Annotated in this window: 19 protein-coding genes and 1 tRNA gene; 13 read left to right on the plus strand and 7 right to left on the minus strand. The window is 28.2% G+C overall.

The features are described 5' to 3' along the window. The first annotated feature begins 3 nt into the window (after positions 1–3). Entirely contained in the window at positions 4–681 is a 678-nt protein-coding gene (locus AC5SLW_RS04035; RefSeq protein ID WP_494574666.1) for a class I SAM-dependent methyltransferase, read from the plus strand. Here AC5SLW_RS04035 and AC5SLW_RS04040 read toward each other — a convergent pair. Beyond that, the gene (locus tag AC5SLW_RS04040) at positions 678–1502 is read right to left on the minus strand and encodes a glycosyltransferase family 2 protein (RefSeq protein WP_494574668.1); all 825 of its coding nucleotides are present in this window, start codon (positions 1500–1502) and stop codon (positions 678–680) included. The two genes, AC5SLW_RS04035 and AC5SLW_RS04040, sit on opposite strands and share 4 nt — an antisense overlap. 35 nt (positions 1503–1537) lie before the next feature. Between AC5SLW_RS04040 and rfbB the strand changes: the two genes are divergently transcribed. The 9 genes from rfbB (at position 1538) to AC5SLW_RS04085 (ending at position 8540) form a co-directional block, all read left to right on the plus strand. After that, positions 1538–2557: a dTDP-glucose 4,6-dehydratase gene (gene rfbB, locus AC5SLW_RS04045; RefSeq protein ID WP_494574670.1), complete on the plus strand. Its 1020-nt coding sequence runs from the start codon at positions 1538–1540 to the stop codon at positions 2555–2557. Further along, entirely contained in the window at positions 2554–3426 is an 873-nt protein-coding gene (locus AC5SLW_RS04050) for a sugar nucleotidyltransferase (RefSeq protein ID WP_494574672.1), read from the plus strand. The genes rfbB and AC5SLW_RS04050 overlap by 4 nt, the downstream gene beginning before the upstream one ends. Next, positions 3423–3947, plus strand: coding sequence for a dTDP-4-dehydrorhamnose 3,5-epimerase (gene rfbC, locus AC5SLW_RS04055; RefSeq protein ID WP_494574674.1), 525 nt, complete (start codon positions 3423–3425; stop codon positions 3945–3947). Before AC5SLW_RS04050 ends, rfbC begins: the two co-directional genes overlap by 4 nt. Beyond that, the gene (locus AC5SLW_RS04060) at positions 3940–4647 is read left to right on the plus strand and encodes a sugar nucleotide-binding protein (RefSeq protein WP_494574676.1); all 708 of its coding nucleotides are present in this window, start codon (positions 3940–3942) and stop codon (positions 4645–4647) included. The genes rfbC and AC5SLW_RS04060 overlap by 8 nt, the downstream gene beginning before the upstream one ends. Before the next feature lie 419 nt (positions 4648–5066). Next, complete coding sequence (locus AC5SLW_RS04065) at positions 5067–5684, plus strand: type IV pilin protein (RefSeq protein ID WP_018414265.1); 618 nt, start codon at positions 5067–5069, stop codon at positions 5682–5684. Between the two features lie 186 nt (positions 5685–5870). Beyond that, positions 5871–6230: a group I truncated hemoglobin gene (locus AC5SLW_RS04070; protein ID WP_006996981.1), complete on the plus strand. Its 360-nt coding sequence runs from the start codon at positions 5871–5873 to the stop codon at positions 6228–6230. 39 nt (positions 6231–6269) lie between these two features. Continuing rightward, entirely contained in the window at positions 6270–7136 is an 867-nt protein-coding gene (locus AC5SLW_RS04075) for a PP2C family protein-serine/threonine phosphatase (protein WP_018414266.1), read from the plus strand. Positions 7137–7139: 3 nt separating this feature from the next. After that, on the plus strand, positions 7140–7754 hold the full coding sequence (locus AC5SLW_RS04080) for a pilin (protein WP_494574679.1): 615 nt from the start codon (positions 7140–7142) through the stop codon (positions 7752–7754). A gap of 21 nt (positions 7755–7775) precedes the next feature. After that, positions 7776–8540, plus strand: coding sequence for a type IV pilin protein (locus AC5SLW_RS04085; RefSeq protein ID WP_494574681.1), 765 nt, complete (start codon positions 7776–7778; stop codon positions 8538–8540). A gap of 141 nt (positions 8541–8681) precedes the next feature. Here the strand turns inward: AC5SLW_RS04085 and AC5SLW_RS04090 are convergent. The 4 genes from AC5SLW_RS04090 to AC5SLW_RS04105 form a co-directional block, all read right to left on the minus strand. Then, positions 8682–8758: transfer RNA gene (locus tag AC5SLW_RS04090), tRNA-Met, on the minus strand. 64 nt (positions 8759–8822) lie between these two features. Further along, entirely contained in the window at positions 8823–9050 is a 228-nt protein-coding gene (locus AC5SLW_RS04095) for a hypothetical protein (RefSeq protein ID WP_006996673.1), read from the minus strand. Between the two features lie 41 nt (positions 9051–9091). Next, positions 9092–11536 carry a GcvT family protein gene (locus AC5SLW_RS04100; protein WP_494574683.1) on the minus strand — a complete coding sequence of 815 codons (2445 nt, stop codon included), beginning with the start codon at positions 11534–11536 and terminating at the stop codon, positions 9092–9094. Positions 11537–11582: 46 nt separating this feature from the next. Next, a complete protein-coding gene (locus tag AC5SLW_RS04105) occupies positions 11583–12026 on the minus strand; it encodes a cytochrome c (RefSeq protein WP_006996671.1) in 444 nt (147 codons plus the stop codon). A 3-nt stretch (positions 12027–12029) separates the two neighbouring features. On the opposite strand from AC5SLW_RS04105, the gene AC5SLW_RS04110 reads away from it, so the two are divergent. Next, positions 12030–12572: a cytochrome b gene (locus AC5SLW_RS04110; RefSeq protein WP_006996670.1), complete on the plus strand. Its 543-nt coding sequence runs from the start codon at positions 12030–12032 to the stop codon at positions 12570–12572. 3 nt (positions 12573–12575) lie between these two features. Here AC5SLW_RS04110 and AC5SLW_RS04115 read toward each other — a convergent pair whose 3' ends face one another. Beyond that, positions 12576–13280 carry a formylglycine-generating enzyme family protein gene (locus AC5SLW_RS04115; RefSeq protein WP_018414271.1) on the minus strand — a complete coding sequence of 235 codons (705 nt, stop codon included), beginning with the start codon at positions 13278–13280 and terminating at the stop codon, positions 12576–12578. Beyond that, positions 13256–13969: a class I SAM-dependent methyltransferase gene (locus AC5SLW_RS04120; RefSeq protein WP_027307046.1), complete on the minus strand. Its 714-nt coding sequence runs from the start codon at positions 13967–13969 to the stop codon at positions 13256–13258. The genes AC5SLW_RS04115 and AC5SLW_RS04120 overlap by 25 nt, the downstream gene beginning before the upstream one ends. Before the next feature lie 51 nt (positions 13970–14020). On the opposite strand from AC5SLW_RS04120, the gene AC5SLW_RS04125 reads away from it, so the two are divergent. Both AC5SLW_RS04125 and AC5SLW_RS04130 read left to right on the plus strand, forming a co-directional pair. Further along, positions 14021–14974: an ADP-ribosylglycohydrolase family protein gene (locus AC5SLW_RS04125; protein ID WP_020169549.1), complete on the plus strand. Its 954-nt coding sequence runs from the start codon at positions 14021–14023 to the stop codon at positions 14972–14974. Further along, a complete protein-coding gene (locus tag AC5SLW_RS04130) occupies positions 14975–16291 on the plus strand; it encodes an MATE family efflux transporter (RefSeq protein WP_494574686.1) in 1317 nt (438 codons plus the stop codon). Positions 16292–16296 lie beyond the last annotated feature (5 nt).

The following is a 16296-nucleotide window of genomic DNA, read 5'->3' on the forward strand; positions in this document are numbered from 1 at the left end:
TATATGGAAAAAATTACTAAATTTTCAAGAATTATTAAAAAATTATATTACAATATTTTTATTGAAAATTATAATAAAAAAATATCCTATAATTTTCCAGTAGACTATTTTCGATGGGATCTAATTAAATATTTGCATGAAAAATATAAATTTAAGAGTTATTTAGAAATTGGATGTGATAAGGATCAATTATTTTCAAGAATAAATATTAAAAAAAAATTTGGTGTTGACCCATTTTCAGGGGGTAATATTAGAAAAGCTAGTGACGAATTTTTTAAAGACAACAAAGAAACTTTTGACTTAGTTTTTATTGATGGACTTCATGAGTACTCTCAAGTTAAAAAAGATATACTTAACTCTTTAAAATTTTTAAGTAAAGATGGTTTTATTTTAGTGCATGACTGTTTACCGGAAAGCATGTCAAAACAAGCTGTGCCCAGATATAGAATGACTTGGAATGGTGATGTTTGGAAGGCAATAGTCGATTTGAGACAAGAAAAAAATATAAACATATACACTTGTGAGATGGATCAAGGAATAGGTATTATTCAAAAAAAAGAAAATACTAAAATTTTAAAAATAGATAAAAATATAAATAAATTAAAATTTAAAGATTTTTATAATAATTATAAAGAATATATGAGGATAATTTCTATAAAAGATTTAAAAGAAATGTTTTAATTGGTAAGATTTATTTTAGGTCTATACCAGGAATTCTTACCCATTACTGCATTTAATGTACCTGATCCTCTTAAAAAATAGATTTGACTAATTTTTCTATTAAATAAATAAAATAAAATTCCTTTTGTGTAATTAAAAAAAATCGTTAAGAAAGCTTTTCTCAAAACATAAAAAAAATTTTTATACTTTTTATTATAATAAACTTTAGACCACATCCAATGCCAATTACGACACTTTTCAAATTCAAATCCTATATTTGATGATTTTGCACTAAGATGAGTTATTTTAGCTTTACTACAAATATAGATTTTTTCTGATGCTAATTTAAGTCTTTTGCAAAGATCAATTTCTTCTAGATACAAGAAAAAATTTTCATCAAACATCTTAATTTTTTTAATTTTAGATAAATTAACTAACATTGAAAATCCCTTAACATGATCCACTTCCATTATTGCTTTTTTAATAATATTTTTTTCACAAGGTGCCAAGATTGCAAATTTATTTTTAATCAAATTTGCTTGATGTATTAACTCTTTAATGCAGTTTTTTGATAAGATGGTATCAGGGTTCAACACCAGTACGTGCGATGTTTTTGCTAACTTAAAAATTTTGTTATTTCCACAACCATATCCATTATTATCTTTTGATAAAATAAAATTTATGTGAGGGTAAACTTTTTTAATTTTTTCCTTAAGTATTAAATCGTTTGAATTATCTACAATAATAATTTTCTTTATATTTTTTAAACTTTTTAAGCATTTAAATATAACTTTTTCACTTTTAAAAGTAACAATCCCTACTGTTATATCTTTAATATTCATTTGATTGAAACTTATTATAATATATCACTTAAATAATGAATAAAAATATCATAGTAACTGGTGGACTTGGTTTTATTGGTAGTAACTTAATCGATCTATTGATAAGCAAAAAATATTCTGTAATTAATTTAGATAAAGTTACTTATTCATCAAATTTTTATAACCTGAAAGAACATAAAAATAATAATAAGTACAAATTTATAAAATGTGATTTAAATAGTAAGAAAATACCCAACATATTATTAAAATATAAACCTATTTGTATTTTTAATTTAGCAGCAGAAACACATGTTGATCGATCTATAGATGGACCTAAAAATTTTATTAACAGCAATGTTCTTGGAACATTCAATCTTCTCGAAGCTTTTAAAACTTTTTCAACTAAATATAATAGTAAACTAATTCATATTTCCACAGATGAAGTTTATGGAGACATTTTAAAAGGCAGATCAGATGAAAAATACTCTTACAAACCAAGTTCGCCTTACGCTGCTAGTAAAGCTGCCTCAGATCATTTGGTCTACTCTTACATCCGTACTTACAAAATTCCAGCTGTAATCACAAATTGTTCTAATAACTATGGTCCAAAACAGCATCCAGAAAAACTAATACCTAAACTAATATATAATATTATTAACAATAAAGAGTTACCAATTTATGGAAAAGGTAAAAATTCTAGAGAATGGTTACATGTGAAAGATCATTGTATGGCATTAATTAAAGTTTTTGAAAAAGGAAAAATTGGTGAATTTTATAATATTGGATCAAATAAAAATTTAAACAATATTCAAATAACAAAAGCACTGATTAAAATTGCTAAAAATTTTATTGCTATAGGTCATAGGGTTAAGATTAAATATATAGCTGATAGACCAGGACATGATTTAAGATATGCCATTAATAGCAAAAAAATTAAAAAAAAACTTAAATGGAAGCCCCAAATTAAATTTGATAAAGGTCTAAAGGAAACTTTTTTATGGTACTTAAATAATAAAAAATATTATTCTTCACTGGTAAAAAAAGATATTGTTAAAAGATTAGGATTAAAAAAATGATTTCAAAAGGCATAATATTGGCAGGTGGAACGGGTACAAGAATGAGTCCATTAACTAAGGCTATAAATAAGCAGCTTCTTCCAATATATGACAAACCTTTAATTTTTTATCCATTATCAATTCTGATGCTTGCAAAAATAAAAGATATCTTAATTATTGTTAACAGAGGTCAGCTTGAGCAGTATAAAAAATTGATACCAAATGGTGATAATTTAGGAATTAAAATCACTTATAAAGAACAAGATAAGCCAAGAGGTTTACCAGATGCTTTTATCTTAGGCGAAAAATTTATTAATAATAAAAATGTTGCAATGATACTTGGTGATAATTTTTTTTATGGTCAAAACTTAAGCTCAATACTTTTAAAAAGTGCGAAAATTAAAGAAGGTGCAGGCATATTATTACACAAAGTTCAAAACCCAGAACTTTTTGGTGTAGCAAAGATGGATAAAGATAAAAAAATAATCTCAATTAAAGAAAAACCTAAAAAGTTTATTTCAAATGATGCTATTACGGGCTTATATTTTTTTGATAAAAATGTTGTGAATTATGCAAAAAAGCTAAAACCGTCCAAGAGAGGGGAGTTAGAAATTATTGATTTATTAATGAAGTATAAAAATCAAAATAAATTAAGAGCAAATTTTATAGGCAGAGGTGGTGCCTGGCTAGATACGGGTTCAATTGATGATTACTATAAAACAATTGCTTTTGTGCAGGCTGTAGAAAATAGACAGGGATTAAAAATTGCATGTATTGAAGAAATAGCATTGTTAAATAAATGGATTAATAAAGAAAAAATTAAAAGATCGATTAAGTTTTATGGTAAATGTCAATATTCTGATTATCTAAAAAAACTATTATATAAATGATAATTAAAACTAAATTCGATGGTTTAATTTTAGTTAAAAATAAAAAATTTAATGATTTAAGGGGGTATTTTAGAGAATTAATACTAGAAAAAAATATCAAGATGAAATTTCCATTTCATGTCATGTCGTTTTCAAAAAAAAATGTAATTAGAGGTCTACACATACAAACTAAAAACCCACAAGGTAAATTCGTAACAGTTATAAAAGGGACAATTTTTGATGTTACGGTTGACCTTAGAAAGAAATCTAAGACTTATGGAAAATATTTTTCAAAGGTTTTAAGTGCTAAAAATTTATTATCTATTTATATACCTCCAGGATTTGCCCATGGATTTTGTGCTCTAGATAAAGAAAATTTTGTAGTTTATAGCTGTACTCAGTATAGAAATGCTAAATCAGAAATCGGCATAAGATATAACGACCAAGATTTAAATATTAAATGGCCTATCAAGAAGCCTATCTTGTCTATAAAAGATAAAAAAAATTACTCACTTAAAGATTTTTATAATACTAATGGATAATAAAATTTTAGTTACAGGTGGTGAGGGAAGATTTGCCAAAATATTAAAGAATAAAAATAAAAAATTAAATTTAATTTTTTGCTCTAAAAAGCAACTAGATATTTTAAACCTAAAATCTATTAAAAAAAATTTTGAAAAATATAAGCCAAAAATAATTTTTCATTGTGCTGGACTATCAAGGCCTATGAATATCCATGAAAAGAATATTGAAAAAAGTATAGATCTTAATATCATTGGAACAGCGAATTTAGTAAAAATTTGTAAATTATATAAAATTAAATTGATATATTTTTCTACAGGTTATGTTTATGAGGGCAAAAAGGGGAATTATAAAGAAACAGATCCAGTTAAGCCTTTTAATAACTATGGCTTATCAAAATTAGGTGGCGAGTGTGCTGTTTCAATGTACAAAAACTCATTAATACTTAGAGTAACAATGACAGAAAAACCATTTGCACATGATGCAGCCTTTACTAACTTAAAAACTAATTTCATGTTCCATGAAGATTTAGTTGAAATACTACCAAAAATTATTAATGAAACTGGTATAATTAATATTGGTGGTAAATCTCAATCTGTTTATAATTTTGTTAAAAAATATAATAAATTAGTAAAAAAATCTAAGTTAAATAAAGATTCAAAATTGCCCCTTAACCAAACAATGAATCTTTCAAGATTAAAAAAATATCTAAAGTGGTAGCGGGAAGTGGAATCGAACCACTGACCTCAGGCTTATGAGTCCTGCGCCATGACCCTTGGAGCCAACGCATCCTGCAAGAACATCTTCAAAACTCCTTTGTCTCTGCTCTTTTCTTTCTAAATTAAGATTTACATAAACTTAGACTCTAGTCAACTTCTATTGGAGCATTGGAGCATGAGTGGAGCACAGATTTTATATCAATAGAGGTACCAAGTGGATTTCGAAAATTGAAAGTTGTTATGACCCCACCACCCTTTTTTATAAATGGGACTCCTTATATCTATACGTAAATAAGAATGTAAAAATATTATTGCTATTCTTGTAAGAGAAAGTGGTTTTTAAATATCATTAGTTTATTAAACCTAAAATGGACGTCTTTTGATATAAAAAAATAAATCAAATCAATTATAATTTTAAAAATGAAAGTAATAAATAATAAAAAAGGTTTTACCTTAATTGAATTATTGGTGGTAGTTGCCATCATTGGTATTTTATCATCTGTCGGGGTTGTTGCTTATAATGGGTATACAGCTGGGGCTAAAGAATCAGCTTGCAAAGGTAATTTTAGAACCTTAGTTAAATCTGTTTATGAAAATATAATGTGGTGTGAGCTTAACCCGACAATTAATTTTATAGGGGGTAATGATAAACAAGTTTGGGAATATGATTGTAATACTATGTTCGTTGGCGGCATGTCAGTTTCGTCTCAGCTTGGGTACACGACAAATGAAAAAATAGCCCACCTTACTATAACTGAAATTAGTAATCGAGATAGACATAGAGAACCAGACTCAACAATAGGTTCAAGAACAACACTTAACACGATTTCTAATCCCTACACTGGTCGTTATGTTTATGATGACACACCCAGTGAATATTATTATGGAGATAAATATGATATGAGAGGTAAATTATCTCTTAGAAAAAGAGATAGTAGTGGAAATGAATTAAGCAATAATTGGCAGTCAGAGGGACAACTGTATCTAATAACTAGATGTGGTGATAAGGTGATAGAACACGAATTTGATATCTATTGAAAATTTATATGTTTTCTTCTAGATAACGCTATGACCAATTCTCATTGGAGCATGAGTGGAGCAAAAAAAGTTAGTTCCAATCACTAACAGCTTTAACTTATCAAAATTATTAAAAGCTTTCAAATAAAACCCAAAATAAACATAATATGACTTTGATTACATTAAACATAAGTATATTTTAAAAATATGACTCAAACACTTTTTGAAAAATATGGTGGAAAAAAAACAGTTGGTCAAATTGTTATTAACTTTTATCAAAAGCTTATGGCTGATGAAAATTTGAAAAAGTTTTTTACAAATTCTGACATGAAAGTTTTAATTTCACACCAAACTAATTTCATTTCTCAAGCTTTAGGTGGACCAAAAGAATATACTGGTCTTGATATGAAAACTGCTCATCAAGGCATGAAAATATCTCAAGAAGACTTTAATGGAGTTGCTGGACATCTAAAACAAACCTTGGAAGAACTAAATGTTGAAAGCCAAGATGTTGACACCATCATTGGTGTTGTCGCTCCACTTTCAGAACATATTGTATCAAAATAACAGAATTCATAATTAATAAATTTTGATAATATTTATTTAATGATAAAAATAAATAATTGGGAAGACTTAATAGCGTTAGCAAAAGAACAAGGGCTTACACCTAAGGAAGCATGGGAAAGAATTGAAAAAACAAATCTAAAATTTTTAAATAGAAAAAGTTCAGCAGAAAAAGAACTTAAAAAAGGAACAAGAGTACAAAGACTCATGTTTCCAAAGAATAATGAGGAAAATATTCTTTTAGCAAAAAATGTACCTTCTTTGGATGTTTCTGGTGATTTTTATAATTTCAAAAATTTAGAAGATAAAATCTTTTTTACTCTTGGCGATGTTTCTGGCAAAGGAGTGGATGCAGGACTCATTATGGCAAGAGTTACCTCATTGTTTGAAATCCTTGTTGAGGAAAAAAAGAGTCTTATTGAAATTGTGTCATTAATAAATGATAATTTATATAATTTACGTTCAGGAAAATTTTTAACAGGAATATTTGCTGTATACGATAAAAAATCTAAAAATCTTGAATTTATTAATGCTGGCCATTCAGAAAGTATAATTTCAGAGAATAAAAAAATTACTGAACATGTTTCTAGCAAAATTCCGCCGCTTGGAGTTCAGCCTATTAATCTTGATTTAAATAGTGTTTTAAATAAAATTTCATTGAAGGATAAAATTTTTTATATATACAGCGATGGCTTAAGCGAAAGTAAAGATTTTGAAGGAAATGAAATTGAAGCTGAGGGTATAATAGATTTGTTAAATAAGAATAAAGATCACGATATTGCAACACAATTGGAAAATATTTTTATAGAAATTTCCGCGTTTGGTGCATTGCAAAATATGTCAAATGAAGAACAAAGTATAATTAAGGATGATCTTACAATTTTAGCTATTAATGGGAAAAATATTTAATCAATGAAAAAAATTAAAAATGGTTTTACCTTAATTGAATTATTAGTGGTAGTTGCCATCATTGGTATTTTATCATCTGTCGGGGTTGTTGCTTATAATGGGTATACAGCTGGGGCTAAAGAATCAGCTTGCAAAGGTAATTTTAGAACCATAGTTAAATCTGTTTATGAAAATATAATGTGGTGTGAGCTTAACCCAACAATTAATTTTTTGTGGAATAATGAACAATCTTGGGAATTTGATTGTGATACTATGTTCTATAACGGCATGTCAGTTGCGTCTCAGTGGGGGTACACGACAACTGAACAATTAGTCAGTCTTACTGTAAGAGATATTTCTAGTCAAGATAGTCATAGAAAACCAGACTCAAATATAGGTTCAAGAACAACACTTAAAACGATGACTAATCCCTACACTGGTTCTGGTGCTGTTTCTGGTGGTACTGCAAGGAGGGAAATTTATGATGGAGATAGATATGATATGAGAGGTAGTGTATCTCTTCTAAAAAGAGATAGTAGTGGAAATGAATTAAGCAATAATTGGCAGTCAGAGGGACAACTGTATCTAATAACTAAATGTCGTGATAAAGTGATAGAATACGAATTTGATATCTATTGAAAATTTATATGTTTTTTTAAAATGAAAGTTATAAATAATAAAAAAGGTTTTACCTTAATTGAATTATTAGTGGTAGTTGCCATCATTGGTATTCTTGCAAGTGTAGGTATTGTTAGTTTTCAAGGTTACACTAAAATGGCAAAGAACAGGGTGCTTGTTGCAAATTGGAAAACAATTTCAAAAGTAATTGAGTTAGAATTAGCTGCTGCAAACAATGGTCTTGATAGTTTTATTGCAGAATATGATGAAGATGGAAATATGGTTAGTGAAAAAATGGATGGAAATACAACTTGTAATAATTTTGCATTTTCAGTCCAACAACATTTTAGTCATTTTAAAAACCCATACAATCTAGAATGGGAATCTGTAACAGTTGATACATTAGCGCAATCACAACATAGGAAAGGACAAATTCAATTAGTGTGCTATTCACATTTTGCAAGTTTCGGTGACGGTGGAGGATGTCCTATTTCATCTGATGCATGTAGATTGTTGTTGATTGCTTATAAAGAAGATAGAGGACGATGGAATACACCTGATGGAAAGTGTGATAATACAATTGTTTCAACCACTGGTGATGGCTGGCAACGTAATAAGAGAGAATTTGTAAATGATTGTTATAATCAAATACTTGTAGGTGGAGACCAAAGAGAAAGTCAAGCTCAAGCACAATCTGATTGTGGTTGGGATTCAAGTATCCATGGCTCTTGGGCAGTAAATCAAAATAGTATCAGAGATGAAGCAGGTGGAAAATGTTCAGGTTCAAGTGGAACAACTTGTTCTTAAATTTTTAATTAATCTGTTATCTAACACGTGCTTCTCACTTGTTATTTCTTCTTCTAGATAACGCAATGACCAATTCTCATTGGAGCATGAGTGGAGCAATTAATATTTGAAAATGTTCAACCTTAAATAAGGCTTGTTAATTGGTAGCGGGAAGTGGAATCGAACCACTGACCTCAGGCTTATGAGTCCTGCGCTCTAACCGACTGAGCTACCCCGCCACTTAATTCTTGATGATTTATAATAGGTTTTTAATTTAGATCAATCAACTTTTGATCAATATGATTATTTTATAACCACTATAAAAGTTGAAAAAAGAGTTAATGCTAAAATTACTGAACTATAAAAAACGATTTGTCTTTTAGTTTCGTTTTTCTTATCTATTTTTACTCGGTTCAATAATTTATTGATGTCTACAATTCTCTTTTGATCAATATACTGTACTGGAATAGTTTTTTTATGAACTTTTTTTTCACTGGTATGTTTTCTGTCGTGAAAATAAGTTTTTTGCATGAGATTATTTAACCATCAATTATTAAACTCGGCAACTAAAATTATAACAATCTAGCACGTTTATCTTTTAGGGGAGCGATCTCTACTAGTGCTGGGAATTTTTGTTTAGCAACTTCAATATATAGGTTCATTTTTGAAAGTTCTTCATTTGAATGTATTGAGCTTACATATCCAAAAGACAAGTTTTTTTTATAATTAAAGGAATAATTGCCAGATGTTGTTCTCCCAATAATCTTATCTTCTAGATAAATAGGCTCTTCGTGTAATAATAGAGGTGTGCCTGGCTTACTATCTTTAAGTGATAGCATAATAAATCTTCTATTTGGTTTTTGATCTTTTATTTTTAATAAGCTTTCTTTACCAATAAAGTTGATTTCTTTATTATAACTAATTGCAAAATTTAATCCTGCTTCATATTGATTTTCTTCTGGTGAAATATCATGACCCCAATGTAAAAACCCACTTTCCATTCTCATAATATCCATTGCGTGTGAACCACAATGAGATAAATTATAATTTTTTCCCTCATCTACAATTAATTGATAAATTTCTTTAGCATCTTTATTTTCGATATAAAGTTCAAATCCTAATTCACCCACATAAGATAATCTTTGGGCCCAAACTTTTTTTGAACCAAGCGTTACAAATTTGCCATAACCAAATTTAAATGTTTCATTGCTAAAATCATCATTTGAAATTTTTGAAATTAAATTTCTACTTTTTGGTCCAAAAATTCCCAAACAAACAAGATCATCAGTAATATCTTTAAATTCTAAATTAGGTGACAAATGTTTTAAAATATGTGCTTTATCGTGAGTTCTTGTTGCAGCTGAACTTATTATTCTAAAATTATTTTTATCAATACAAATAACCGTTAAGTCTGTTTCAATTCCTCCAGCCTCATTTAACATTTGTGTATATGTTGATCTTCCTATTTCATCTTTAATATTAGCTGTGCTTATTCTTTGCAATTCACTGTGTGCTTGCTCTCCTTTTATTTCATATTTGGAAAATGGAGAAAGTTCAAAGAGACCAACATTGGTAATTGTATTTTTTGTTTCAAATTCAACTGAAGGATACCAGTTTTGATAATCAAAGCTGTATTCATATTCTGCTTTTTCATTATTTAGTGCATACCACATAGGTCTTTCGTATTCGCCAGATACACCAAAGCATGCTCCCTCTTTTTTTAACTCTTCATGATACGGTAATAGTCTTTGATCTCTTGAAGTATTATGCTGTTTATAAGGCCAGTGCATTCCATATAAATCACCAAGAGTTTCCGTTACCCTTTCCATGATAAATTTTTTAGATGAGTGGAATTTTTGAAATCTTTTAATATCAAGTGAAAATAAATCTTCATTCATATATCCATTAATCATCCATTCAGCAGTAACTCTGCCCGCACCCCCTGAACTTGCGATCCCAATGCTATTAAATCCACAACACGTAAAAAGATTACTCACCTCTGGAGTTTCTCCTAAAAGGTATTGTGTATCAGGTGTAAAGGATTCAGGCCCTGAAAAAAATTTCCTAATACCAGCAGTTTCTAAAATGGGTAATCTTTGAAATGATTTTTCAAGATAAGGCTCAAAGTGATCAAAATCATCTGGAAACTCTCCAAAAGAAAAGTCCAGTGGCACCACTCCTTTGTCTTTAAACGCAGGTTTTGCATTAGGTTCAAATATTCCAACTAACATTTTCCCGGCATCTTCTTTTAAATAAAGACAGGAATTATAGTCTCTTAAAACGGGCAAGTTTTTAGGTAACTTATCTAATGGTTCTGTGATTATGTAAAAGTGTTCATTTGGATATAATGGAATACTGACCCCAATATCCTCTCCAATTTGTCTCGACCACATCCCAGTTGCAATTACAACGTATTCACAATCAATTTTGCCAAATTTAGTTTGAACACCAACAATTTTTTTGTCTTTAACCAATATTTTTTCAACAGGAGTTTTCTCAAATATCTGAGCCCCTTCCATCTTTGCAGCTTTAGCTAATACATTAGTAACCCCTATAGGATCTGCCTGACCATCTTCTGGCATATAAACTCCACCTAAAATGTCATCATCATTTATAACGGGATAGAGTTCTTTTATTCTTTGTTTATTAACGCTTTCAACATTAACATCAAACAACTGCGCAGCTGTTGCTTGTCTTAATAATTCTTGTAATCTTTCGGGTGTACTTGCAACTGTGATTGCACCATTTTGTTTTAATCCAGTTGATAATCCAGTTTTTTTTTCTAATTCTTTATAAAGATTTAAGGAATATTTTCTAAGCCGTGTAATAGTGGCTGATGCTCCTAATTGACCAACAAGTCCTGCTGCATGCCAAGTAGTTCCTGAAGTAAGTTGATCTCTTTCTAATAATATAGTGTCTTTCCAACCGTATTTTGCAAGGTGATAAGCAACAGAACAGCCAGCAACACCCCCTCCAATAACTACTACTTTAGCTGATTTTGGTAATACCACTGACATTTATATTTAAACAATATTAAAATTTTTAAATACAAACAACTAAATCTTAATGTTCAGCTCTAAATTTTGAGTGACAAGCTTTACAGCTACTCCACATATATTTTCCAAGAGTTGCCTTCATATCTTCTGCCCCATCAATGACAGACGTTAACTCGATCATATTGCTTGAAGCTTTTGTCATTAATAAATTAAATTCATCTTTATTTTCCCAAATAGAAGGTAAAGCCTCTGTTTTAAATCCTACTTTTGAATTTTCAGGAAAAAGATCAATTAATCTTTTATAATTATCGCTCATTTCAATCATTAGTTTTTTTGCTTCGTCTAAACTTCCATTAGAAGCAAGACCTTGGACTCTTTTGGCAGTTTTGTAATTTTTACTAAAAATAGATTTTCTTTCTTTGATAATCTCTTCAACCGTTTGTTCTGAAAAAGCACTGAAGCTATAAAATAATATAAATATAAAAAATAAAGTGTTTTTAATTAATGTCATAATATGTTTAATTTAAACATGTCTATATTTAATAACATATCAAAATATGGATTACTTGCCAAATTAATCCATTGGCTAACTGCCGCAGGATTACTAATTCAAATACCTTTGGGGTTTTATTTGGTTGATTTAGACTTTGATCAATTTAGGGTTGATATAGAAAATTATCATATATTATTTGGATTAATCCTATTTTACACAACTCTAATAAGGCTAACTTTTAAACTATTATCTCCTACACCAAATTTCAATGACAATGCTTTTCCTGGTCAAAAAGTTTTAGCAAAGTTAAACCACTTTTTTTTATATTTAGCTTTATTAACAATAACTATATCGGGTATTTTTAAGAAATTATTTAATGGTGAAAGTTTAGTTATTTTTTTCAAAAAAGTTAATCTAACTTATAATTTTGAACTCTCAGAACAGTTTTATTCAATTCATGTATTAGCAAATTATGTATTAATTGGATTAATTGCATTACATATTTTAGCAGTACTGTTTCATAAATTTTTATTAAGGGAAAATATTTTAAAGAGAATTTTATAATTTTTAATTATCAAATGCACATCTAAAACCAACATAGATTGCATAAAAGTTCGAGGGTTTATATTGAGCTCCATTAATACTGGTCTTTGAACCTCCATACCACCAGGAGGCCCCTGCTGTTAAAGAATTATTTTTTTCTTGATCATCCACCCACTCCCAAACATTACCACCCATAGCAACTAATCCATTTACGCCTTCTGGCAATATTGTGACATCTACATGCTTGTCATAATTTAATAAACCTTGGGAGTTCATTTCTTTAGCTATATCTCCACTAGGGTATCTATAAGTTTTATCTTTATCAAATTTATTGGATGCAAATATTTGAGTGTAAGCTGCATAAGACCATTCCTCAAATGTAGGCAATCGGCCATTTATAAATTTGCAATAATTCTCAACTTCAAATCTACTTAGATGAACAGCGGGCTCTAATTCACTATCAGGTTTTTTTCCATAAGGTGTTTTATAATTCCAATTATCACGTTTAACCCAACCAGCACCCCATTCGTAACCTCCACCATTTTTTTCAGCTTCTGTAATGACTTCGTTTTTAATTGTATAATTATTAAACTCCATAATTGTTACTTCATATTTATTTAGTGAAAATTTTCCAAAATTAATTTTCTCATTTTCAAAACTAAATACTTTAATTGGTAAGATTAATATAAATATCGAGAAATACTTTATAGTTTTGTAAATATTATGCATTTAAGCTTATCGTTGAATAAAATATTTTTTTTATAATTTAGATTAATCTCATTAATTCCGTTAGAAATTTGAAGTGAATTAAATTTTAATAAAGTAGATATATAGCGTTGTTTTATCATTTTTAAATATACGTTTTTCTTAATATTAACCTTAAAGTTAAAGCTAGCAGTGTTTTTTTTTATATTAAGCTTAAGTAGTTTTTTCCAAATAAGACTATCTCTTTTAAAAGATTGGTTAAGTTTCTGTTTCATCAAGTAAAATGTGGGTATTTCATTATCTTTTGTATCTAAAGTTAAAATTAAAATAATTCCTCCTACTTCTAAACTAGAATATGCATAAGTTAAAATTTTCTTAATATCTTTTAGATTAAATAAATGAATAGTTTGTTTAATTAATATTAAATCAAATTTCTTTTTATTATTTCCTAGATATTGAATTGCATTTATTTTTTTAAAACTAATTCTTTTGTCAAAATCTTTGTGATTTTCAATATCAAGTCCAACAGGCTTATTAATTAATTTGAGTTTAGAGGATAACGAACCCATTATCTTACCTCGGCCACAACCAATATCTAGAATTTTTGAGTGTTTAGTTAGTTTTTTTTGTTTTAATAAAAAATTATTGAATGATTGGATATATTTAGCTGATGAAATCCAAGTTTTATTATCCCAATTTTTTATACTTAACATTACCTAATTTAAAACATTTTAACTTATATTTAAATAAAGTATTAGTAACTCATGTTTAAAAAGTTGCATATATTTCTTGGCGCAACTGTTGCAGATGCAGCAGCCCGACCTTTGCATTGGGTCTATGATGAAAAAAAACTAAAATCTTATATTAAAGGAAAAAAAAATATTGCATTCTTTAAACAAAATAGATCTCCGTTCTACTCTATAAAAACAGGAGAAGTTTCTGGTTACAATGATGTGGGTCAAGTAATGTTTAAAACATTAACTAAGACCACTAATCATAAAGAGGTTATTAAACTTTTTAAAAAGAATATTGTCAAAAATTTTGGACCAGGGTCAAAATATTGGAAAAATTTATCTTTAAGAAAAAAATACAAAAAGATTAAGTGGAAAACAGCCATGAAAGGTCCATGGATCCATCAAAATATTTTAGAAACTATCAAAAATATTAAATTAAAAAAAACTATCACAGGTGGGACTAAAGTTAACGAGTCTGATGGGTATTGTGCAAGCCTACCCTTTTATTTTTCAAATAATTCAGAGCAGAAAACAAAACAAGTTATAAAAACGGTTGCTAATGGTAAAATTAGCGAACAATTTGCATTGGCAAAACTTAAGATTATTGATTTAGCTGATAAGGGGGACAAGGATCCAGTTAATAGCTTTTTAAGAAAAAATATAAAAAATAAATACTTTAAAAATGTCATTGAAAACATCAAAAAAGTTAAAAAGGTAAAATCAAAACCCCACAATTTTGTTGTAAAGAAATTTGGTAAAGCATGTAGTTATCCAGGTACTTTTAATGGAGGAATACATGCAATCATAACCTCTAAAAGTTTTAAAACTGCGGTTATTAAAACAATTAAAGCTGGTGGATGCAATTGTTCTCGTGCTAATTTTGTCGGTGCTTATTTTGCAGCTTATAAAGGTTTAAAAGGTATTCCTCAGGATTGGATAAAAAAAACAAATCCTGCAAAATCTATACTGAAATTTATTGCTTAAATGCAAAACCTATCCATTAAATACATTTTAAAATTATCTATTCCAATTTTCTTTGCAAATTTGGCTATTCCATTAGTTGGTATTATTGATACTGGTTTAATGGGTAACCTTGGTAACTTATCATATTTATCAGCAACTTCAGTGGCTGCTAATTTATTTTCTATGATTTTTTGGAGCTTTGGTTTTTTAAGAATGGGAACCGTTGGATTGGTTTCACAAGCCTATGGAAAAGAAGATTATACAGAAATATTTAATATTGTTATTCGAAATTTAGTTTTTGTTTTGCTAATTTCATTGATCTTAATTTTATTACAAAGTTTTATATTTAATCTAAGTGCGGGTATTTTTAATTTATCAGACACGACTAGGCAATTTTATCAGGATTACTTTCAAATAAGAATTTATTCAGCGCCTGGTGAGTTAACCCTTTACATTATAACTGGTTTATTTGTTGGATTACAGAAAACTAAAATTTCAAGTTTAGCTGTTGGTCTTTTTTCAATTCTAAATATAATTTTAAGTATTATTTTTGTTTCAAAATTTGATTTAAATATCAAAGGGGTTGCTTATGGGACTTTAGTCTCGGCACTTTTAATATCGGCAACTTTTCTAATTTATACATTTTGGTATCTAAATAAAATGTCTAAAATCAATATCGATATTAGTAAATTAATAGATCTTAATAAGCTTAAAAAGATTTTTAATATTAATCTAAACATATTTATTAGAACTATATTGTTAACCTTTTCATTTTTTTGGTTTACTTACCTTGGTAGTCAAATTGGTGAAGACTACATTGCAGCCAATGCCATCTTAATTAACTTGGTCTTTTTGTCTGCTTTCATTCTTGATGCTTACGCATTTTCAACTGAAGGTATGGTTGGATATTCTTTGGGTAAAAAAGATATAGGTTTGTTTAAAAAGATTGTTAAAAACTCTTTTATTTTAAGTACACTTACTGGATTAATTATTTCTATAATTTATTTTTTTATTAACAAATACGTCATTGAATTAATGTCTGATATTGAAAGTATTAGAAATCTAAGCTCATCTTATGTGGTATGGCTAATTCTCATGCCTTTAATTTCATCTTTTTGTTATCAATTTGATGGAATATTTATTGGTGCATCACAAACAAAAGAACTTAGAAATGCCATGATTTTTTCTGTATTTTCTTATCTATTAATGTCTTTATATTTAACAAAATTAATGGGTAATACAGGTATCTGGATATCTTTATGCTTGTTTATGGTGCTAAGGGCTTTATCTTTATTTTATTATTTAGACAAAATTTATTTAAGATTTCGTACTACTTAATAAAT

This window comes from Candidatus Pelagibacter sp. PS_40 (assembly GCF_059417765.1).